Below are 20,139 nucleotides of genomic sequence, written 5' to 3' on the forward strand. Positions count from 1 at the left end.
CGGGTGCGGGCACCGTCGGGGTTCCGCCGCTACCGGGGCGGCTGACCGTCGCTTCGCGACGTCGCTCTCCCACCCACCCGTCCCAGCCGCCCGTTACCCCGCACAAGCCCCCGCCGTAGGAGCCTCATGTCCGCCACCCTCGCCCCCGAGCCCGTCCGCACGGCCGCGCCCCCCTCCCCCCGCACCGGCAGCCCCGTCGCCCTCGTTGCCTCACTCCTCGGCTTCACCGTCATCACCATCGACGTCACCGCGGTGAACATCGCGCTGCCCGACATCCGCGCCACCCTCCACGGCGGCATGGCGGGCCTCCAGTGGGTCGTGGACGCCTACACGCTGATGTTCGCCGCGCTGATGCTCTCCGCGGGGGCGCTGGCCGACCGGGCGGGGGCGCGACGGGCGTACGCATGGGGCGTGGGGCTCTTCACCGCCGCCTCGCTCGCCTGCGCCCTCGCGCCCGGCATCGGCGCGCTGATCGCCGCCCGCGTCGCGCAGGGCGGGGCCGCCGCCATCGTGATGCCCGCCTCGCTCGCGCTGATCCGACAGGCGTACGACGATCCGCGCCGCCGGGCCCGCGCCATCGCGCTGTGGACGGTCGGCGGATCCGCGGCCGTCGCGGTCGGGCCCGTACTCGGCGGCATCCTGACGGAGACCGCGGGCTGGCGTGCGGTCTTCCTGCTCAACCTCCCGGTGGGCGCGGTCATCCTCGCCCTCCTCGCCCGTACCGCCCGCTCCCCGCGCCGCCCCGCCCCGCTCGACATCGCCGGGCAGGTGACCGCCGTCCTCACCCTCGCCGGGCTCGCGTTCGCCGTCATCGAGGGCGGGCACCTGGGCTGGACGAGCGCGCCCGTCCTCGCCGCGTTCGCCGTCGCGGCCGCCTCCGCCCTCGCCTTCCGCGCCGCCGAGAAGCGGCACCGCGCGCCCATGGTCCCGCTCGGGCTGCTGCGGCAGCGGCAGGTCTCCGTCGCCCTCGCGGTCGGCTTCGCGGTGAACGCAGGGTTCTACGGCGTGACCTTCCTTCTCGGCCTCTACTACCAGCAGTTGCGTGGCATGTCGGGCGTCGAGGCGGGCCTGATGTTCGTGCCGCTGGCCGCGTTCATCACCGGCACGAACCTCGTCTCGCCCCGCCTCGCCGAGCGCGTCGGCCGCCGCCGGGTCGTCGTCCTCGGCCAGGCCGTCCTCGCGCTGGCCATGTTCGCCCTGCTCCCGCTGGCGGCGCACACCCCGCTGTGGCTCGTCCTCGTCCTGCTGATCCCGACCGGCATCGGCGGCGCGCTCGCCGTCCCCGCGCTGACGGCACAACTCATGGACAGCGTGCCGGGCGAGCGCGCGGGAACGGCCTCCGGTCTGCTCAACTCCCTGCGCCAGACGGGCGGGGCGATGTCCGTGGCCCTCTTCGGCGCGCTCCTCGCGGGCGAGGGCGCCGGGTTCTCCCTGCCGGGCATGCGGACGGGCCTCCTGGTGGCGGGCCTCACCCTGTGCGCGACGACGGCCCTCGCGGCGAGGCTCCTGCCTCGCGGCTGACCCCCCACGGGAGTTGACCACGAACCGGCAGCGGGACTTCGAGCTGCCCGGCCGTGGAACTTTCGTCCAATACGGGGCCGTCGAAGTCCGCGACGGTGGTGAAGCCCGCCGAACAACCGAAGCAGCATGGAGGGAAACACCCGTGGTGAACGTGAACGCGACCGTGAACGTGAACATGAACGCGCATACCGAAGCCGACGCGGCCGACCGCGACCTGATCGTCCGCATCGCGTTCGGCAGCATGGCCGCGCAGACCCTGCGCGCGGCGGTCCGCATGCGGATCGTCGAGCTGATCGGCGACGCGCGGCGCACCGCCGCCGACGTCGCCGCCGACGCGGGGGCCGAGCCGCAGCCGATGACCCGGCTGCTGCGCGCCCTGACCGGCCTCGGCCTGTTGCGGGAGCACACTCCCGGCACCTTCTCCGTGACGCGGGCGGGCGCGTTCCTCGACTCCACCCGGCCCGGCTCGCTCACCTCGTTCGTGCGGATGTTCACCGAGCCGGTGCTGACCCGCGCCTGGGAGCACCTGGACGGGAGCGTCCGTACTGGAGACATCGCCTTCGACACCGTCTTCGGCACGGACTTCTTCAGCCACCTCGCCCAACACCCGGAGCTGTCCGTCGAGTTCAACGCGGCGATGAGCCAGGCCGCGGGGGAGGCCGCCGCCGCGCTGCCGCGCGCGTACGACTTCGGCCGGTTCACCACGGTCGCCGACGTGGGTGGAGGTGACGGCACGCTGCTGGCCGGGGTGCTCACCGCGTACCCGGCACTGAGCGGTGTCCTCTACGACACGGCGGAGGGGCTCGCCCAGGCCCCGCGGACCCTGGCCGGGCACGGGCTCACGGACCGCTGCTCGGTGGTCGCCGGGGACTTCTTCCGCTCGGTGCCGAAGGGCGCGGACGCCTACCTGGTGAAGAGCATCCTGCACGACTGGACCGACGAACAGGCGGTCACGATCCTCGGCCACTGCCGTGAGGTGCTGCCCCCCGGCGGTCGTGTCCTGATCGTGGAGCCCGTGCTCCCCGAAGTCGTCGACCCCGGCCCCGAACCCGGCCTCACCGACAGCGCGCTCACCTACCTGAGCGACCTCAACATGCTGGTGAACGTGGGTGGCAGGGAGCGCACCCGGCCGGACTTCGAGGACGTGTGCCGACGCGCGGGCCTGCGCGTCACATCGGTCACCCCGCTGCCCGACGCCGAGCCGTTCTCCCTCATCGAGGCAGTGGCCTAGCCGGAGACCCGGAGACCCGGAGACCCGGAGACCCTATTGTTTCGATCATGGGTTTCGACACGAGCTTTCACCCCGTTGACCTGCCGCTCATCGAGAGTCGGTTGCTGCCGTACCTGGCCGGCCAGGGTGGGGACGACGACATCAACGACCTGATCGCCAGGGCGGTGGAGATACGCAAGGTCCGCTTCCGGGCCAAGGCGTGGGCCCTGGGTGTGCAGGCGTACGCACGCGAGCACGAGGGGATTGACTTCGAGCCGCACCTGTACGTATGGGGCCGGCCCTTCTTCCTCGTCGGTGACGGGCCCGAGCGGATCGCGGAGGGCATACGGCGCTACCTCGCGGCGTCCGCCGCCGGCGTGGACGCCATCGCCGCGGAGATGATCGACCGGCTCGACCCGGCGCTCTCCGGGAGGATCGAGCCCGACGCGGGTGGACGACTGCCCGGTGACGACGCGCTCGCCGCGGGGCTCGCCATGCCGCTGCGCATGCTGCGCGGCTCGGCGGTGGCGCTGCGCGGCGGGCAGCGGCACGTCCGGCGTCCCGAGGACGGCAGGGAGTTCGACGCGGCAGAGCTGCTGACCCGCGAGGTCCCGTACTGCGTCCTGGAGTTCGCCGCCGCGCTGATGCCCGGATGGATGTCCAGGGGTTACACCTGGCCCACCCACCTGTGTGCGGAAGCCGGTGTCGGCGCGGAGGGATTCACCGCGCCGACACCCCTGTCCGCGCTGCTGCGGGAGGAGTTCCCCGACCTGGAATGGCCGGCCCCGCCGCCCACGATCGTCGGCAACTACATGGTGGGCGGGCTGGTGCCCGTCGACCGCGTGGCCGATGCCCGTACGCGGCTGGCGGACCACCGCGACAGGCTGAAGTGCGACGCGCTCGACGTACAGAAGATCGACGAGGCGATGGCCGTGGCCGAACGATTCGGCCTCGGTTTCTGCGAGGCCACAGAGATCTACAGCGGCATGGACGGCAACCTCAACTGATCGACTGCCTCGCCAGGAGACAACCAACCGATGACTCGCCGAATACCCCCTTGGGTCAGTGTGTCCAGTGTGACCGTTTCCGCGCTGGCCGTGGTCGCGGTCCTCGCGGTCCAGGCCGAGGGGACCGCTTCTCCTCCTGCCGCCCGGGCCGAGCCGGCGGCAAGCCCCAGTAAGTCGGGGCCCAGTAAGTCAGACCCCAGCGGAGAGAAGCACGACACGCCTCGACTCCCTCCGAGGGGATCGGGTGAAGGCAGGCGGGTCGTCTATTCCCTCGGCCAGGACCGGATATGGCTGGCCGAAGGCAGCGGAGACCGGAATCTCGTCACCTTCACCGCGTGGCCCGGCTCGGTGGATCCGAGGGTCGGCGAGCACAAGGTGACCGGGCGGCGCGATGCCACAACGGGCAGCGACGGTGTGCCGGTTGTGCGCGTCGTCTACTTCGACAATTCCGGGGGTGCGGCGGCGGCCTTCTCCGCCGCTCGGGACGGATCGTCGCCTGAGCCCGCCCCCGGAAAGAAGACCGGCGCCGTTCGCCTCAGGAGCAAGGACTCCCAGAGCCTCTGGAGCTTCGTGGAAGTCGGCACGAGCGTGGTCGTGGTGCGCTGACGATCGGCCGTTCGGCCGGGTTCAGCCCGTGAGGGTGTAGCCGAGCGGGCCGCCGCCGTTGGTCATGCCCTCGCAGTTCGGGTCGTTGGACTCGAACAGCTGGCGCCCGCCGCCGAGGCACCGGTAGAGCGGTGCGCTGGGCACGCCGGGCTGCGGGGCGTCCTGGATCCAGCCGAGACGGGTCACGTACTGCTGGCCCTCGCAGTTGACGTCGGTGGTGAGGAAGTGGTCCCCGCGAACGACACAGAGGTACAGCGGATGGGTGCCGGGCTTCGGCGCGGTGTAGAGGCGGCCCATGCTGCCTTCCCGGTTGTACCCGTCGGGGACGTGCCAGACGCTGCTGAGGTGGTCCTTGCCGGGCTTGAGGTAGCGGTACAGGTCCAGCTGCGCCGCGGCCACCGCCGGTTCCCCGACGCAGGTGATCTCCCGGATCGAGGTCCAGTACCCCCCGACGTGCTCGAAGTCCGTCCCGTTGGTTTCACGGCACTGGGAGGCACTGAATCCGGTAGCCGCCGCCTGGGCCAGAGCCGCCTCGGTGGCGGCGCGCCGCGCGATGTTGAGGGGACCGCCGCCGGTCCCTGTGTAGCGCAGCTGGACCGGTCCGACGCCCGATGCGGCGGCAGCGGAAGCGGAACCCGAAGCGGGGGCGGCTTGGGCTTGGACGGAGCCGGCCAGGGCGGTGGTGCAGACAACGGCCGCGGCCAGGAGTACGGCCCGTAAGCCTCGTTGACGTCTCATGGTGTGCTCCTCCAGGAATCGCTCGGGCGGATGTCCGGGGACTGTCTTGACGCCAAGAAACGTAGCGAGATGCACTGAGTGCTCGGTACCCGTCCATTTAGGGGGGTACCGGTGGGGGTTCTCATCACACGGGGGGCAGGCGAGTGGGGCTTCAGCGTGCACGGGGGTTCGCCGTGAAGGCCGTCGGCCTCTTTCGGATCGCGCACCTGGTGTACGCGGCCGACGTCGTGGCCACCGGCCCGTCCGACTGGCGGAGCGTCGGCCTCCTGGCCGCCGTGGGCGCCGTCACCCTGCTCCTCTACGGGTCGGCCCTCCTGCGCGGCTGGTTTTATCCGCGGTGGGTCTGGGCCGATGTACTGCTGACCGGCTGTGTGTTCCCGTGGGTCGCCGTCGTCGCGATCGGTGAAGGACCGGCGGTGGAACCGCACGGCTGGCTGATGGTGCAGGCCCTCTCCTCGGCAGCGGCCGCCGTGGTGGCGCTCGGCCTGCGAGGTGCCGCTTGGGCGGTCCTGCTCCTGCTGAGCACGTCACTGAGCGTCTACGAGGTGGTAGCGAGACCCACCTTGCCGGCCCTTTTCGATCACTTCACGGCGGTCGTCGAAGCCGCGGCCCTCGCCGGAGCGGGCTGGTGGTACCTCCGGCGTCAGGGGTCCCGGCTGGACCTCGCGCAGGAACGGGCCGTCGTCGCCGAGACCGCGCGGGCGCGGCAGGCGGAGCGGGCGGCGCACCATGCGGCACTGCACGACACCGTGCTCGCCACCCTGACCGCCATCGCCGCCGGCCGAGTGGACGCCAACGCGCCCGCCGTCCGCGACCGCTGCGCCCGCGAAGCGGCCTACCTGCGCCGGCTCGTGCAGGCCTACGAGGAGCCGCACCGGCACAGCGGCCTGCCCGCACCCGGGATGGGTACCTGGGCCGCCCTGGAGGAGGCCGCCCGCGCCGCGGAAAGCCTCGGCCTGAAGGTGACCGCGCAGTACGACGCGGTGCCGGACCTGCCCCGGGAGGTCGCCCACGCCCTGGCCGCCGCGGTGTCCGAAGCGCTGAACAACGTACACAAGCACGCCCAGACCCCGCGGGCCTACCTCACCGTCTTCGGCAACGCCGGTGGCGTCGAGGTGGCCGTGGCCGACCGTGGCATCGGCTTCGACACGTCCGACCGGAGCCACCGCCGTGCCGGGACCGGACTGCGCCGCTCCGTACACGGCAGGATGGCCGCCATCGGAGGCAGGGCGGAAGTGGACAGCCGGCCCGGTGAGGGAACAGTGGTCGAACTGCGGTGGCCGGCATGATCGACATCGCGGTGGTCGACGACGACCGCATGCTCCTCGACGGGCTGCGCGCCTGGCTGTCCGGCCAGCAGCGCCTGCGCCTCGTCGGAACCGTGTCGACGGTCGACGCCCTGCTGGCGGGCCCCGCCCGGACGGCCGCCGTGGTGCTCCTCGACCTCGTACTGGGGGACGGTTCCCGCCCGGAGGCGAACGTGCGCCGTGTGCGGGCGGCCGGGAGCAAGGTCCTGGTCATCAGCACGATCGCCGACCACGCCCGGGTCGTGGCGGCCGTGGCTGCCGGAGCCGACGGCTACCTCACCAAGGACCACGCCCTGGACACCCTGGTGGAGGCCGTCGAGACCGTGGCCGCGGGTGGGACAGCGCATTCTCCTGAACTCGCCTTCGGCTGGGTGAAGGACACCACCCCGACCCGACCGCACCTGGCCCCACGGGAACGTCAGGTGCTGCGCGACTACGCCTCCGGGCTGACCCTGAAAGCCACCGCCCGGCGCGCGGGCATCACCGTCAACACCGCGAAGTACTACCTGGACCAGGTGAAGGAAAAGTACCGACAGGCCGGCCGCCCGGCCTTGACGAAGATCGACCTGGCCCGGCGGCTCGACGAGGACGATGCGTACGGGGGAAGGCTCGGATGAGCACGGTCCGGCGGCACGCCAGTTGGGGCGGCCCCCGTCCGGAGTCGCCCCAACACGTCCGCTTGGGCCATCAGTTGCTTCGCTCAGCTCAGCAGTTGCTCCGCGCCGGCTTCCCCGCGAAGCGGTCCGCCAGCCACTGGGCGGCGAGCGGTGACTGCGTGATCACGCCGCTGACGTGCTCGCCGAGCGCGATGGTGTGCCACTCGACGTTCGCGCCCTTCGCGCACCAGTCGGCGCGGACCTGCTTGCCGACGCCGTACGGGATGAGTTCGTCGGCCAGCGCGTGGTACAGGTACACCGGCGCGTCCGGTTCGACCGAGCCGACCCGCGACTCGCGCAGGCGCCGCTGCCAGTCGGGCTGGTCGAGGGGGTTCTTCGTGGTCATCGAGTCGATCGACTTGAAGGCGCCGAGCACCGCGCCGTCCGCCACGCACGTGTTCTTCATGGCGCCGAGGAGCGTCCTGCCGACCGGGTTCAGGTAGGAGTCGAGGTTCAGCTCGGGGAACGCCGCGTTCTGGCCGATCGCCGCCATGAAGATCAGCCCCGAGCCGTACGACCCGTCGTTGGAGTCCGCCACCTTCATCAGATCGCCGGGGACGCCGCCGGTGGCCGTGCCCTTGACGTCGAGTTCGGGCGCGTACGAGCCGTGCAGCTCGGCCGCCCAGGAGGAGGCCTGGCCGCCCTGCGAGTAGCCCATGATGCCGACCGGGGTGTCCTTCCCGAGGCCCGCCTCGGGATGGCGGATCGCGGCGCGGGCCGCGTCGAGCATGGCCTGGCCGGCCGAGCGGCCCACCGTGTAGGTGTGGTCGCCCGGGGTGCCCAGACCCTCGTAGTCGGTGACGGCCACCGCCCAGCCGCGCAGGGTGAGCTGCTGGATGAGGTTGGCCTCCAGCGCGGTGCCCCTCGGGAAGCCCGCGCTGGGCGCGCAGTGGTCGCCCACGCCGACCGTCCCCACCGCGTACGTGATCAGAGGACGCGGCCCCTTCCTGCCGTCCTGCGGCACGATGACCGTTCCGGAGACGGTGTTGGGTTCGCCCTTGGCCGTCGTCGAGCGGTAGTGGATCTTCCAGGCCTTGGTGCCCGTCGGCTGGCCCGGCAGCGGGTGGAAGCTGCTCGGATCGGAGCTGACGATGTCGCCGGGGGACGCGGCCGCGCCGCGCTCGTCGGCGTGGGCCGTGCCGAGCGGGGTGATGGCCGACAGGCCTATCGCGGCCCCGACGGCCCACGCTCTGACGCTCGTACGGGGGATGTGCATGCGGCTCTCCCAACTGTCCACAGGGGGGTGGGATGTGCGGGCCTCGACCGTAGTGACGCGTGAGTAAGCAGGGGGCTGACCGGGACGCTCACCTTCGTTGACCGCGACTGCCCGCCGGGCCTCAGGGCCGCCGGGCCGCCGGGCCTCAGGGTCCCCGGGAGAAGCGGGCCGAGCCTCACAGGCGCGTGCGGTACGCCCCCGGCGTCGTCCCCGTCCAGCGGCGGAACGCCCGGTGGAAGGCCGTGTCCTCGGAGAATCCGAGCCGCGCCGCCAGCTCGGCGATCGGCTCGTGGCCCTCCGCCAGGCCCGCGATCGCCGCGTCCCGGCGCACCGCGTCCTTCAGCTGCTGGTACGACGTGGACTCCTCGGCCAGGCGGCGCCGCAGCGTCGCCGGGCTCACCGCGAGCCGCGCCGCGATCTCACCGAGCGAGGGGAGGCGGGGCGAGGAGCGCAGGGACCGCGCGAGGGTGCGGCCCACCTGCTCGGCGACCGTCGTGCCGTACTCGCGGCGGGTCAGCAGCTCGAAGGGCGCGCGCCGCAGCATCTCGTCCAGCGCCTCCTCGTCCCTGATCAGCGGCGCGTCGAGCCAGTGCGGGGGGAACCCGGCGCCGGTGCGCTCGGCCCCGAACCGCACGGGGCAGCCGAAGAGCAGCTCGTACTCGTCCTTGTGCGGGGGCGGCGGATGGCCGAACTCCGCCCAGCGCAGCGGTATGCGGCGCCCGACCAGCCAGCTGCACAGGCGGTGCCAGATGATGACCAGGCACTCGGCGAGGAAGTAGTCCTGTTCGAGGTCGCTGCGGACGCCGAACACGGCTTCGTCGCCCCGGCGCTCCAGGACGAGGTCGGGCCCGCCGGGGAAGAGGCCGTAGAAGGTGACGCCCCGCTGCACGGCCGCGCCGAGGTCACGGCAGCCGAGCGAGGCCTGGCACATCATCGCGAACGTGCCCGGCCTGCTGACGGCGGAGCCCAGACCCAGGAACTCGTCCTGCGTGGCGCGGTACAACTCCCTGAAGAGCCGCACGAACTGAGGGGCCGTCACCCGTGCCCGGTCGTCGCCGAGGAGCAGCGGCGGGATCTCGGCGCCCCGCAGCAGCGGGACGGTGTCGATGCCGCGCCGCTCGGCTCCGCGCAGCACGGCCCGCACATGGTGCACGGTGATCGTCCGCCTGGCCATGCCATGACGGTAGCGCCGCGCTGAGCGCCCCGGCCAGCGCCGCTGACGTTTCGCGTCATCCCGCACGCCGGACGCGCTCCCTAGCGTCGTACGCATGCAGCAGACCCGGAAGGACCCCCTGACGGCGGCGGAACTCCCCTCTACCCTGGCCCTGTTGACGGAGTGGGCGGCGGACCGTTACGGCGAACTGCCCGCCCTGCGCTTTCGCCGCGACGGGAAGTGGACCGAACTCTCCTACGCCGGACTGCGGGACCGCGCACGCCACGTGGGCCGCGCCCTGCTCGCGCTGGGCGTCCGCCCCGGCGACCGCGTGGCGATCCTCGCCGAGACCTGCCCCGAGTGGACCCACGCCCACTTCGGCATGCTCGCCGCGGGCGCGGTCGTCGTCCCCGTCTACCCGACGGCGGGCGACGAGGAGATCGCGTGGGTCGTGACGGACTCGGGCGCGACGGTGGTCCTCTGCGAGGACGCGCTCCAGGCCGCGAAGATCGAGCGGCTGCGGGGGGAGGGGCGGCTGGCGGGGGTGCGGGAGGTGGTCCTGATGCCGGCCCTCACCGACCCCGCGGAATCCGGCACCTCCGGCGACGCCCCCGCACTCGACGTGCTGCTGGAGCGTGCCGCCGGCCGGGGCGAGGGAGATCTGGCCACCATCATCTACACGTCCGGGACCACCGGCGCGCCCAAGGGGTGCCTGCTGACGCACGGCAATCTGCTGGCCGTGCAGCGCGCCTCCGTGCCGCTCGTCGGTGGCGGGCCCGGCGACTCCACGTACCTCTATCTGCCGCTCGCCCATCTCCTCGCCCAGCTCATCGAGTTCACGACGCTCCTCCAGGGCGGCACGCTCACCTTCTTCGGCGGGCGCGTCGAGGACGTCGTCGGCGAGCTGGCCGAGGCGCGCCCCACCCATCTGCCGTCCGTGCCCCGCCTCTTCGAGAAGGTGCGGTCGGTCGTGCTGTCGCTCGCGGAGTCGCAGGAGGGCGGGCGCGAACGGTTCGAGGAGGCCGTCCGTATCGGCGTCATGGCCGCCGAAGGCACTCTGCCGCCCGACCTCCGGGACGCGTACGAGGCAGCCGACAAGGCCCTGTACGGTCTGGTCCGGCAGGCGCTCGGTGGCCGGGTCCGCTGGGCGCTCACCGGCGGCGCGCCCATCGCGCCCGACACCGTGGACTTCCTGCGGGCCTGCGGCATCGAGGTCTACGAGGGCTACGGCATGACGGAGTCGGCCGGAGTCCTCACCCTCAACCACCCCGGCGCCGTGCGCTACGGCACGGTGGGCCGCCCGGTCGACGGCGTCGAGATCCGCACCGCGCCCGACGGCGAGGTGCTGGCCCGCGGCGCCATGGTCTTTTCCGGCTACCACAACAACCCCGCCGCCACCAGTGAGGCCATCGACGCCGAAGGCTGGCTGCACACGGGAGACTTGGGCGCGCTCGACGACGACGGCTACCTCACGATCACCGGCCGCAAGAAGGACCTGATCATCACCTCGGGAGGCAAGAACCTCACGCCCTCCCTGAGCGAACTCGCCGTGCAGACCTCGCGGTTCGTCTCCCGCGCGGTCATGGTCGGCGACCGCCGCCCCCACCCGGTCGCGCTGATCACCCTGGACACGGAGGAGGTCACCGGCTGGGCCGCCCGCGAAGGCGTGGAACTGACCGCGCCCCTCTCCCGCGACCCACGCGTCCGCGCCCTCGTCCAGGAGGCCGTGGACGCCGCCAACACCACGGTCTCGCGCCCCGCCCGCATCCGCCGGTTCGCCGTCCTCGATGAGGACTTCACGGTGGCGGACGGCCTTCTGACCCCGAGCCTGAAGGTCCGCAGGCGCGCGGTCACCGAGCGGTACGCGGACGTCGTGGACGCGCTGTACGGGGAGGGGTCCGGCGGCGACGGCGAGGGCTGAGCCGGGGGTGTACGCCGTGTCCCGCGCCCTTCCTGACGTCAGGAGACTCCCGCGAGCCGCAGCAGCGCGGTCGCCGCCGCAGCGCCCACCACGACCACCGCGAACGGCGCCCTGCGCCAGGCGAGGAGCCCGCCGACCAGCACCCCGGCGGGCCTGGCCCATCCCGCGAAGCCCTGGCCCTCCGTGAGAGCGCCCGTGGCGAGCAGCGCGACCAGCAGGACGGTGGCGCTGACGGTCAGCAGTTCCTGGACGCGTACGGGCAGTTCGACGCGGCCGTGCAGCACGGGCCCGGCCAGCCGGAAGACGTACGTTCCCGCGGCGAGGGCGAGGACACAGGCGAGCGTGGCGTTCACGAGGCGCTCCCGGGAGTGGTGGTGCGGGGGCGGCGGCGGAAGGGTCCGCGGCGTGCCGCGAGCAGGCCGAGGAGGGCGAGCAGCACCGGCACCCCCGCGGGCAGCAGCGGCGCCGCGGCGACCGCGATCACCGCGCCGGCCGCCGACGCCCGCCGGGCCGCGCTGTCACCGCGCAGCGCGGGCAGCACCAGGGCGAGCAGCACCACGGGGAACGCCGCGTCGAGCCCGAACCGGTCCGTGTCGCCGAGCGCCGACCCGGCGAGGGCGCCCGCGAGCACGCTGAGGTTCCACACCGCGAACAGTCCGATGCCGGATATCCAGAACGCGGCCTTGCGCTGCCTGCGGCCCTTCTGCGCGAGGACGAAGGCCGCCGTCTCGTCGGTGATCAGGTGCGCGCCGATCAGCCGCGCCGTCCAGGTGCGGCCGATGTCGTCGGCGAGGGCCAGGCTGAACGCCGCCGTACGGGAGTTGAGCAGCAGCCCGGTCGCCGCCGCGGCCACGGGACCGCCGCCGGCGGTGAGGATGCCGACGGCGCTGAACTGGGAGGAGCCCGCGTACACGAGCAGCGACATGACCACGGGCACCCACAGCGGGAGCCCGCCCGCGACGGCGATCGCGCCGAAGGAGACACCGACGACGGCGTCGGCCAGCAGGACGAGGGCGATGTCGCGCAGCACCCCGGGCGGTAGATCGGAGAGACGGACGAGGCCGGGGCCGGCCCCCTCGTCCGTTCGCTGGGCTGGGTCGTCTGTTCGGTGTGGCGAACGCATGCGTCGTAGGATGGGGTGAGTGAAGTGCGTTCGTCAAGGCGAACGATCGGTCCCCTGTGGCGAACGCGACGCGCGGGGAAGGGCAACGGGAGTGAACGTGATGACTGACGGCACCGGCACGGGCGCGGGCATCGGCTCCGGCGGCACCCGCGAGGCCCCGCCCGCCCGCATGCCGCGCGAATGGGTCGCCACCGCGCTGCGCCGCGAGCGCGCGAAGGCCGGGATCTCCCTCTCCGAGCTGGCCAAACGCGCCGGCATCGCCAAGTCCACGCTGTCCCAGCTGGAGGCGGCCACCGGCAACCCCGGCATCGAGACGCTCTGGGCGCTGGCCGTGGCGCTCGGGGTGCCGTTCAGCGTGCTCGTGGAGTCGCCCAGCCCCGCCGTGACGGTGATCCGCGCGGGGGAGGGCCCGTCCATGCGGGCCGAGAACGCGCCGTACGTGGGCACGCTGCTCTCCGCGGGACCGACCGGCGTGCGGCGCGACATCTACCACGGGGCGATGGAGCCCGGCGCGGCCCGCGAGTCCGAGCCGCACATCCCGGGCTCGGTGGAACACATCGTCATCAGCACGGGCCGCCTCCTCGCGGGCCCGCGCGACGAGACGGTGGAGCTGTCCGTCGGGGACTACATGTCGTACCGGGGAGACGTCCCGCATCTGTACGAGGCGCTGGTACCGGGCACGACCTTCGTCCTGGTCATGCAGCACACGTAGGCGGTGCGGCAGCCCTCATGGGTGGTGCGGTGGGTGGTGCGGCGAAAAGGCAGGAGCCCCGCTTCCCCCGCTCGCGCGGAGGAGCAGGGCTCCTTGGGTACTGCATCCATGTCCGGATCAAGCGTCACCGGAGGAATCAACACGCCCCACTCACGTGGGGCGCCCGATTACATCGGGGTGACGTTCTCCGCCTGCGGGCCCTTCGGGCCCTGCGTCACGTCGAAGGAAACGGCCTGGTTCTCCTCAAGGGAGCGGAAGCCGTTCGCGTTGATCGCGGAGTAGTGGACGAAGACGTCCGGGCCGCCGCCTTCCTGGGCGATGAAGCCAAAGCCCTTTTCAGCGTTGAACCACTTCACGGTTCCGGTAGCCATAAGCCCTCCTTGGGCCAAAGGGTTGCCCTGCTCCAGAACCAGCGATTGTTTAAACAACTGCATAAGTCTGAAAAAGACGAGAGCCTACGGGGTCACATGCTCCGCAGGCTCTGTACTGCAAGGGAAACCAAACTGCAACTTGCGGCGAGCTTAGCACGCAGGCAGGGGAATGCAATAGGGGGCAAGATCACGTCACCCGGAGGTTTGACGAGGCTCCCAAGGGGGTTGACGGGACGCGTAAGGGACCCGGCGCCCGCACCGTACCGCATGGGGGCTAGCCTCCCCGATGTGGACAATTCTCCCCTGGACGCCTTCGCGGGGACAGGCGCCGAACAGCTGCCCGACTCCCGTCGCACTCCCCGGCCGCGCGTCGGCCACATCCAGTTCCTGAACTGCATGCCCCTCTACTGGGGGCTCGCGCGGACCGGGACGCTCCTCGACTTCGAGCTGACGAAGGACACCCCCGAACGGCTCAGCGAGCAGCTCGTGCGGGGTGAGCTGGACATCGCGCCCGTCACCCTCGTCGAGTTCCTGAAGAACGCCGACGACCTCGTCGCCTTCCCCGATCTCGCGGTCGGCTGCGACGGGCCGGTCATGTCCTGCGTGATCGTCTCGCAGGTGCCGCTGGACCGCCTCGACGGGGCGCGGGTCGCCCTCGGCTCGACCTCGCGCACGTCCGTGCGCCTCGCCCAGCTGCTGCTCTCGGAGCGGTACGGCGTGCAGCCCGACTACTACGCCTGCCCGCCCGACCTGGGCCTGATGATGCGGGAGGCGGACGCCGCCGTCCTCATCGGCGACGCCGCGCTGCGCGCCAACCTGATCGACGGGCCCCGCCTCGGGCTCGACGTGTACGACCTGGGCGAGATGTGGAAGGAGTGGACGGGCCTGCCGTTCGTCTTCGCCGTCTGGGCCGCCCGGCGCGACTACGCCGAGCGGGAACCGGAGGTCGTGCGCGCGGTGCACAAGGCCTTCCTCGCCTCCCGCGACCTCTCCCTTGAGGAGGTCACGAAGGTCGCCGAGCAGGCCGCGCGCTGGGAGTCCTTCGACGCCGCCGTCCTGGAGCGCTACTTCACGACGCTCGACTTCCGCTTCGGCGCCGCCCAGCTGGAGGGCGTCACCGAGTTCGCGCGCCGGGTCGGCCCGACCACGGGCTTCCCCGCGGACGTGCGGGTGGAACTGCTGAAGCCATAGCGGCTTCGCGGTGCCGGTCTGGAAGGCGGGGCCGAAGGGGCGGGGAATTGGCCCCGCCCCTAATCGGGGACATGACCCATCGCCCGCGTCCGCATTCCCGGCTGCCCGGGGATATCGCCGCCGCCGAATTGCGGACGGAGGAATTGCCGGGGCGGCCGTCGCCGTCCGGCGGGGCTATCGGCAGCGGAAAGCGCGCCGGACGTAAAGGATCAATCCGGTCATTGCTCCCATGTGGCGGGGAATGCGGGCGGAGCCGTTCCGCCGACCGGTTCCGCACTACGCTGACCGGCAGTCGTAAAGCCGCGCACGCCGCGCACCGACAGGGTGCGGGAAGGTCCGGCCGCGCGCCTGGGGGAGGCCAACGTCATGCGTCCGCTCGAAGCCGACGAACCCACCGAGATCGGTCCCTACCGGCTGCTCGGCCGGCTCGGCTCCGGCGGCATGGGCCGGGTCTACCTCGGCCGCAGCGCGGGCGGCCGCACGGTCGCGGTCAAGATCGTGCATCCGCACTTCGCGCTCGACGAGGAGTTCCGCGCCCGCTTCCGGCGCGAGGTCGACGCCGCCCGGCGGGTGGGCGGCGACTGGACCGCGCCGGTCCTTGACGCGGATCCGGACGCCCCCGTGCCATGGGTCGCCACGGGGTACGCGGCCGGGCCCTCGCTCACCGAGGCGGTCCGGGACGGCGCCCCGCTGCCGGCCCACTCCGTACGCGTCCTCGGCGCGGGCCTCGCCGAGGCGCTGGCGCACGTCCACTCCCTGGGGCTCGTCCACCGTGACGTGAAGCCGTCGAACGTCCTGCTCACCCTGGACGGCCCGCGCCTGATCGACTTCGGCATCGCACGCGCCACGGACGGCACGGCCTCGCTCACCTCCACCGGCGTCTCCATCGGCTCGCCCGGCTACATGTCGCCCGAGCAGATCCTCGGCAAGGGCGTCACGGGAGCGGCGGACGTCTTCTCGCTGGGGGCCGTCCTGGTCTACGGCGCGACGGGGCAGTCACCCTTCTCCGGCGACTCGTCGGCCGCGCTGCTCTACAAGGTCGTCCACGAGGAGCCCGAACTGGGCGCGCTGGAAGGCGACCTGAGAACGCTCGCGGCGGCCTGCCTCACCAAGGACCCGTCCGCCCGCCCCACCCCCGCGGACCTGGCTCGCAGCCTCGCCCCCGAGGGCACGCCCCAACTCGTCGCGGCCGGTTGGCTGCCGGGGCCCGTGGTGGAGAGGGTGAGCCGCAGTGCGGTGCGGTTGCTCGATCTGGAGACGGGGGCGGGGCCGGGCGCGCGGCCCGGCGCTCCGACGGGGGACGCGGCATCCGGGCCGGTGGCCTTCAGTGTGCCGTCGGTGTCGGGGGAGTTCGGGCCGTCCGATCCTTCGTACGCGGACTCTGGGGCGGGGACGGGGGCGGGTTCTGCGGTGGGCGCGGGTTCTCCCGGGGATGCGGGCTCCCCGGGGGGTGCGGCCTCTTCCGGGGGTGCGGCCTCTCCTGGGGGTGCGGGCTCTCACGCGGGTGCGGCTTGTCCGGCGGGCGCGGACTCTGCGACGGGCGCGGACTCCACGGTGGGTGCGGGCTCTTCCCGGGGTGCGGGCTCTTCCCGGGGTGCGGGCTCTCCTGGGGGCGTCGCCTCTCCCGCGGGCTCGGCTTCTGCCGTGGACGCGGCCTCTCCGGCGGGCGGGGCCTTTCCCGGGGGCGCGGCCTCTTCGGCGGGCGCCGCCACTCCCGCAGCTGCGGCCTTTTCGGCGGGCGCCGCCACTCCCGCAGGCGCTGTCTCCCCAGACGCGGCCTCCCCGGCGGGTGTCGCCTCCCCCGGTGGCGCCGCCCCTCCCGCGTACGCCGCCGAAGCCGCCGTGCGGCCCGCCCCGGAGGAGACCCGCCCGCCCGGCAGGCTCTCCCTCTCGGTGGCCGCCACCTCCGTGTCCGAGGGGGCGAACGGGCGCGGGCGCAAGGTGAGTTGTACCGTCGCCCTCGCCGTGGCCGGGGCGATGGCCGCCGTCACGGTGGGCTCGGTCTTCGTCTTCGGGGTGTTGCCGAAGGACGACGACGCGGCGGGGGGTTCGGGTGCCGGACAGCGGCCCCCGGCGGCGACCGGCCCGGCAAACCCCTCCGACGGGGACGGCGCGGGACGGATCCCCGAGGCCTACCTCGGCACGTGGCGCGGCAAGGCCGACGCGAGCGGCGGCACGATCCCCCTCGGCACGTTCACGGTCACCCTGCGCCAGGCCGAGCCGGGCGACCGGGTCGGCACGGTCGTGCAGCGCGACCTGATCGGCAACACCTGCACGGACGTACTCACCCTCAAGTCCGCCTCGGCCAAGGAACTCGTGGCGACGGGCAAGGGCGCGAGCAGCAACGGCGGCCAGTGCGCGCAGACGTCCCACACCGTCCATCTGCGCCCCGACGGCAAGGACCTCAGGTACACGTCGGACGATCCGGACGCGGGGGATCCGAGAGCACGGCTGGCACGGGTGGAGTGAGCGAGTACGCGCGTCGGGACCCCGTGGTCCTTGGGCGGTCGTCCTCCCTCCAGCCCTCGTTTCCCCCTTCACTACTGTGTACGCGAACAGGAGCGCGGCGCATACCGAAGTGATGACAGGGGCGGGGAGCATGGAACCACTGCGAGCGGACGACCCGGGAGAACTCGGCAGTTACCGGCTGCTGCGGAGGCTCGGCGCAGGCGGGATGGGCCGTGTCTATCTCGCCCGTTCACCCGGCGGTCGCACAGTCGCGGTGAAGGTCGTGCGCCCTGATCTCGCCGCGGACGAGGACTTCAGGACTCGGTTCCGGCACGAGGTCGAGATCGCCCGCGCGGTGTCCGGCCGCTATACCGCGCCCGTTGTCGACGCGGCTCCGGACGCCCCGCTTCCCTGGCTCGCCACGTCGTACGTGCTGGGGCCCGATCTCACCGAAGTGGTCGACGCCCATGGGGGTCTGCCGGAACGCACCGTGGTGGCGCTGGGGGCCGGACTTGCCGCTGCGCTCACGGAGATCCACGCATCAGGTCTCATCCACCGGGACCTCAAGCCGTCGAATGTCCTGCTCGCCGCGGACGGTCCACGGGTGATCGACTTCGGGATCGCGCGTGCGATCGACGGAAATCGTCTGACGCAGACGGGAGTTGTGGTCGGATCGCCCGGCTACATGCCGCCCGAGCAGGCTATGGGAGGAGACGTCGGAGTTGCCGGGGATGTCTTCTCGCTGGGTGCTGTGCTGGCCTTCGCGGCCACCGGCCGCAATGCCTTCGGGGAGGGCAGCTCACACGCGGCGATGCTCTACCAGGTCGTCCATGCGGAGCCGGATCTCACGGGCGTCCCCCAGCGCCTACAGGGTCTGGTGCGGGCATGCCTGTTGAAGGACCCCGCGCAACGGCCCACTCCCACAGAGGTCGTGGCGGCACTGGCTCCGCACGGAGTGGAGAGTGTGCTGACGGACTGGCTTCCGTCCGCGGTGGCTTCGACGATCGCGACACACGCGGCGGGCATTTTGGACCTGGAAGCGCCCGAGGGACCGACGGCCCGCCCGGCAGCGGCATTCGGGCCGCCCGCGACAGCCGTGGACGCCTCGGGCGGGGGAGCGGGCCCCCTCCCCGGGGGGCCCTCGCAGTACGGGACTCCTGCGCCGGGAACGTTTGGGTCTCCTGCGCCGGCGACCGTTGCGTCGGGTCTTACCCGAAGCGAGCGGGCGATGGCCTCGAGGAGACGGATCTTGGGGGTGGCGGTGGGCGCCCTGGGCGTGGCCGCCGTCGGCGGAGGCTCTGCCTGGTGGCTCCGGAAGGATGACGGGCCGTCCGCTTCACCCGGCGGGGATGTCGGGAGCGGTGCTGAGCCCGAGGCGTTCGCCACGCCCCCCGACGGCGTGGCACCGCAGCCTTTGTGGCACAGATCGACGGCTGAGGACAGCATCAGTTCCACGCGCCGGCTGCTGACGCACGAGGGCATGCTCCTCATCAGCGCCGACCCGTTCATCGCGTACGACGTGAAGAACAAGGGCAAGAAGCGGTGGACCAGCACGACGGATCTGCCTGTCGGATCACCACTGCTGCTGGCCGGGGGCAAGCTGTTCATGGCCAGCACCGAGGGCGACGGCGTCCTCATCGGTCTGAACGCGCGCACGGGCAGGGAGGCCTGGCGCAGCCGCCTGGGCAGGAAACTGCGGGTGGAGAAGACGATCGCCGTGGATGAGAAGAATGTGTACGTCACGGTGACGGACCTCGGTGAGTCGCGCAGTGCTACCGACTTCCGTACGGCTGTCGCCGCCATCAACCACAGCACGGGCCGGCAGACCTGGCTGCGGCGACGGGACTGGGGCACGGACGACTACGACGTCGACGGAACCGTGGTCGGCAAGCGGCTGATCTACACCGACTCCAAGATGAACATCACCGTGCGTGACACCGCCACGGGCGAGCAGCTGTGGAGCAACAAGATCGGTGACGACTGGCAGTGGACGCCCGCGGCCGCGGACGGCCTGATCTTCCTGCCCGGCGAGAACCTGACCGGCGTCGACATCGACTCCGGCGATGTCCGCTGGACGTTGCCTCCCAACGGCCGTCGGGGGTTCGACAGCCCCACGTACATCGATGGTGTGCTCTACGTCCGGGACCACGACGACGGTGTGTGGGCGGTCAATGCCAAGTCTGGTCGCAAGATCTGGCTCTGCGAGGACTCGGGTGCCCGACGGTCCCCGACGGAGTTCCTGCGGGTCGGCTCGACTCTCTACGGCGCTTCGGCGATGGACGAAGGAGGCGTCGTCGCGCTGAAGGCCAAGAACGGCGAGCCTCGCTGGAACTACAACGACACCAAGACTCCCGGTGCGCCGTGGCACTTGGCGGCTTCGGGAAACCGGCTTCTGGTCACGCACGGGTCCGAGATCTACGCCTTGCCGGCCGTCTGACGCGAACCCGGCACCGGCCGACGAGCACCAAGGATTACGATCCGCCCATGCCTGCAGATCGCTCCCCAGCGTATGAAGTCCACTACACCTGGACACCGATCCAGCTCCTGAGCGGCGCTGTGGCGCGCCGCCTCGTCGCGTTCCGCGTCGACCACCAAGGAGTGACCTTGGGGGGCGCGCCCGCGAAGTACGCGCGGCAGACGGCATTCGTTCCCTGGCGGGACATCGAGGCGGTGGTCCTCTGGCAGCAGAAGACCGCCGCGCTCTCGCCCATGAACTACGTGGGTCTGCGACGCCGGCCGGGCGCGCCACAGCTGCCGGGGGCCAACTCCGCACTGAGCCGGGAGCAGACCGGCCGTCTCGCCCCGCACATCGATCACGACGTCTTCCTGGCGAGCAGGCACATCAACCTGTGGAAGCTGGACCGTGGGCGTCTCGCCGAGGCCTTGGAAACGTTTGCACCCGGGGTGGCGGTAGAGGAAGTATCGAACACCTGATGACACGCGAGATACACGACAACTG

General features: G+C 72.2%; 18 protein-coding genes. 12 read left to right on the top strand and 6 right to left on the bottom strand.

Annotation, left to right across the window (positions count from 1 at the left end; genetic code table 11):
- Window positions 1-126 precede the first annotated feature (126 nt).
- From CP975_RS20220 to CP975_RS20235, 4 genes are all read left to right on the top strand, one after another.
- Window positions 127-1,521 carry an MFS transporter gene (locus tag CP975_RS20220; protein WP_150477200.1) on the top strand — a complete coding sequence of 465 codons (1,395 nt, stop codon included), beginning with the start codon at window positions 127-129 and terminating at the stop codon, window positions 1,519-1,521.
- A gap of 175 nt (window positions 1,522-1,696) precedes the next feature.
- Entirely contained in the window at window positions 1,697-2,752 is a 1,056-nt protein-coding gene (locus tag CP975_RS20225) for a methyltransferase (protein ID WP_055536027.1), read from the top strand.
- Between the two features lie 47 nt (window positions 2,753-2,799).
- On the top strand, window positions 2,800-3,738 hold the full coding sequence (locus tag CP975_RS20230; RefSeq protein WP_055536022.1) for a hypothetical protein: 939 nt from the start codon (window positions 2,800-2,802) through the stop codon (window positions 3,736-3,738).
- A 69-nt stretch (window positions 3,739-3,807) separates the two neighbouring features.
- A complete protein-coding gene (locus CP975_RS20235; RefSeq protein ID WP_246201573.1) occupies window positions 3,808-4,344 on the top strand; it encodes a hypothetical protein in 537 nt (178 codons plus the stop codon).
- 21 nt (window positions 4,345-4,365) lie between these two features.
- Here the strand turns inward: CP975_RS20235 and CP975_RS20240 are convergent, their stop codons facing one another.
- Window positions 4,366-5,082 (bottom strand): hypothetical protein, encoded by a 717-nt coding sequence (locus CP975_RS20240; protein ID WP_055536020.1) that lies wholly within the window; start codon window positions 5,080-5,082, stop codon window positions 4,366-4,368.
- A 173-nt stretch (window positions 5,083-5,255) separates the two neighbouring features.
- Here CP975_RS20240 and CP975_RS20245 point away from each other — a divergent pair, with 173 nt between their 5' ends.
- Both CP975_RS20245 and CP975_RS20250 read left to right on the top strand, forming a co-directional pair.
- Entirely contained in the window at window positions 5,256-6,371 is a 1,116-nt protein-coding gene (locus CP975_RS20245) for a sensor histidine kinase (RefSeq protein WP_055536019.1), read from the top strand.
- Window positions 6,368-7,006 carry a response regulator transcription factor gene (locus tag CP975_RS20250; RefSeq protein ID WP_055536026.1) on the top strand — a complete coding sequence of 213 codons (639 nt, stop codon included), beginning with the start codon at window positions 6,368-6,370 and terminating at the stop codon, window positions 7,004-7,006. Before CP975_RS20245 ends, CP975_RS20250 begins: the two co-directional genes overlap by 4 nt.
- An 88-nt stretch (window positions 7,007-7,094) precedes the next feature.
- Here CP975_RS20250 and CP975_RS20255 read toward each other — a convergent pair whose 3' ends face one another.
- Together CP975_RS20255 and CP975_RS20260 are read right to left on the bottom strand one after the other, a co-directional pair.
- Window positions 7,095-8,261 (bottom strand): lipase family protein, encoded by a 1,167-nt coding sequence (locus CP975_RS20255; RefSeq protein WP_055536018.1) that lies wholly within the window; start codon window positions 8,259-8,261, stop codon window positions 7,095-7,097.
- A 175-nt stretch (window positions 8,262-8,436) separates the two neighbouring features.
- Window positions 8,437-9,435 (bottom strand): AraC family transcriptional regulator, encoded by a 999-nt coding sequence (locus CP975_RS20260; protein ID WP_055536017.1) that lies wholly within the window; start codon window positions 9,433-9,435, stop codon window positions 8,437-8,439.
- Between the two features lie 94 nt (window positions 9,436-9,529).
- Here CP975_RS20260 and CP975_RS20265 point away from each other — a divergent pair, with 94 nt between their 5' ends.
- Window positions 9,530-11,335 carry an AMP-dependent synthetase/ligase gene (locus tag CP975_RS20265; RefSeq protein ID WP_055536016.1) on the top strand — a complete coding sequence of 602 codons (1,806 nt, stop codon included), beginning with the start codon at window positions 9,530-9,532 and terminating at the stop codon, window positions 11,333-11,335.
- A gap of 38 nt (window positions 11,336-11,373) precedes the next feature.
- On the opposite strand, the gene CP975_RS20270 is transcribed toward CP975_RS20265, so the two are convergent.
- Entirely contained in the window at window positions 11,374-11,688 is a 315-nt protein-coding gene (locus tag CP975_RS20270) for an AzlD domain-containing protein (RefSeq protein ID WP_055536015.1), read from the bottom strand.
- Window positions 11,685-12,458: an AzlC family ABC transporter permease gene (locus CP975_RS20275; RefSeq protein ID WP_055536014.1), complete on the bottom strand. Its 774-nt coding sequence runs from the start codon at window positions 12,456-12,458 to the stop codon at window positions 11,685-11,687. Before CP975_RS20275 ends, CP975_RS20270 begins: the two co-directional genes overlap by 4 nt.
- Window positions 12,459-12,558: 100 nt before the next feature.
- Here CP975_RS20275 and CP975_RS20280 point away from each other — a divergent pair, with 100 nt between their 5' ends.
- Complete coding sequence (locus CP975_RS20280; RefSeq protein WP_055536025.1) at window positions 12,559-13,170, top strand: helix-turn-helix domain-containing protein; 612 nt, start codon at window positions 12,559-12,561, stop codon at window positions 13,168-13,170.
- Between the two features lie 167 nt (window positions 13,171-13,337).
- On the opposite strand, the gene CP975_RS20285 is transcribed toward CP975_RS20280, so the two are convergent.
- Window positions 13,338-13,541 carry a cold-shock protein gene (locus CP975_RS20285; RefSeq protein WP_006138897.1) on the bottom strand — a complete coding sequence of 68 codons (204 nt, stop codon included), beginning with the start codon at window positions 13,539-13,541 and terminating at the stop codon, window positions 13,338-13,340.
- 288 nt (window positions 13,542-13,829) lie between these two features.
- Here CP975_RS20285 and CP975_RS20290 point away from each other — a divergent pair, with 288 nt between their 5' ends.
- From CP975_RS20290 to CP975_RS20305, 4 genes are all read left to right on the top strand, one after another.
- Complete coding sequence (locus tag CP975_RS20290; protein ID WP_425474263.1) at window positions 13,830-14,732, top strand: menaquinone biosynthetic enzyme MqnA/MqnD family protein; 903 nt, start codon at window positions 13,830-13,832, stop codon at window positions 14,730-14,732.
- Between the two features lie 366 nt (window positions 14,733-15,098).
- The gene (locus CP975_RS20295; RefSeq protein WP_150477202.1) at window positions 15,099-17,201 is read left to right on the top strand and encodes a protein kinase domain-containing protein; all 2,103 of its coding nucleotides are present in this window, start codon (window positions 15,099-15,101) and stop codon (window positions 17,199-17,201) included.
- A 130-nt stretch (window positions 17,202-17,331) separates the two neighbouring features.
- A complete protein-coding gene (locus tag CP975_RS20300) occupies window positions 17,332-19,617 on the top strand; it encodes a serine/threonine-protein kinase (RefSeq protein ID WP_055529960.1) in 2,286 nt (761 codons plus the stop codon).
- 47 nt (window positions 19,618-19,664) lie between these two features.
- Window positions 19,665-20,114, top strand: a complete 450-nt coding sequence (locus tag CP975_RS20305; protein WP_055529959.1) for a hypothetical protein — start codon at window positions 19,665-19,667, stop codon at window positions 20,112-20,114.
- Window positions 20,115-20,139: the final 25 nt, after the last annotated feature.

This window comes from Streptomyces alboniger (assembly GCF_008704395.1).
Taxonomy (GTDB): domain Bacteria; phylum Actinomycetota; class Actinomycetes; order Streptomycetales; family Streptomycetaceae; genus Streptomyces; species Streptomyces alboniger.

Bases quoted from the DNA above. Each gene is read 5' to 3' on its own strand.
- CP975_RS20220 (WP_150477200.1), top strand. From the start codon at position 127: ATGTCCGCCACCCTCGCCCCCGAGCCCGTCCGCACGGCCGCGCCCCCC.
- CP975_RS20225 (WP_055536027.1), top strand. From the start codon at position 1,697: ATGAACGCGCATACCGAAGCCGACGCGGCCGACCGCGACCTGATCGTC.
- CP975_RS20230 (WP_055536022.1), top strand. From the start codon at position 2,800: ATGGGTTTCGACACGAGCTTTCACCCCGTTGACCTGCCGCTCATCGAG.
- CP975_RS20240 (WP_055536020.1), bottom strand. From the start codon at position 5,082: ATGAGACGTCAACGAGGCTTACGGGCCGTACTCCTGGCCGCGGCCGTT.
- CP975_RS20250 (WP_055536026.1), top strand. From the start codon at position 6,368: ATGATCGACATCGCGGTGGTCGACGACGACCGCATGCTCCTCGACGGG.
- CP975_RS20255 (WP_055536018.1), bottom strand. From the start codon at position 8,261: ATGCACATCCCCCGTACGAGCGTCAGAGCGTGGGCCGTCGGGGCCGCG.
- CP975_RS20260 (WP_055536017.1), bottom strand. From the start codon at position 9,435: ATGGCCAGGCGGACGATCACCGTGCACCATGTGCGGGCCGTGCTGCGC.
- CP975_RS20265 (WP_055536016.1), top strand. From the start codon at position 9,530: ATGCAGCAGACCCGGAAGGACCCCCTGACGGCGGCGGAACTCCCCTCT.
- CP975_RS20275 (WP_055536014.1), bottom strand. From the start codon at position 12,458: ATGCGTTCGCCACACCGAACAGACGACCCAGCCCAGCGAACGGACGAG.
- CP975_RS20280 (WP_055536025.1), top strand. From the start codon at position 12,559: ATGACTGACGGCACCGGCACGGGCGCGGGCATCGGCTCCGGCGGCACC.
- CP975_RS20285 (WP_006138897.1), bottom strand. From the start codon at position 13,541: ATGGCTACCGGAACCGTGAAGTGGTTCAACGCTGAAAAGGGCTTTGGC.
- CP975_RS20295 (WP_150477202.1), top strand. From the start codon at position 15,099: ATGCGTCCGCTCGAAGCCGACGAACCCACCGAGATCGGTCCCTACCGG.
- CP975_RS20300 (WP_055529960.1), top strand. From the start codon at position 17,332: ATGGAACCACTGCGAGCGGACGACCCGGGAGAACTCGGCAGTTACCGG.
- CP975_RS20305 (WP_055529959.1), top strand. From the start codon at position 19,665: ATGCCTGCAGATCGCTCCCCAGCGTATGAAGTCCACTACACCTGGACA.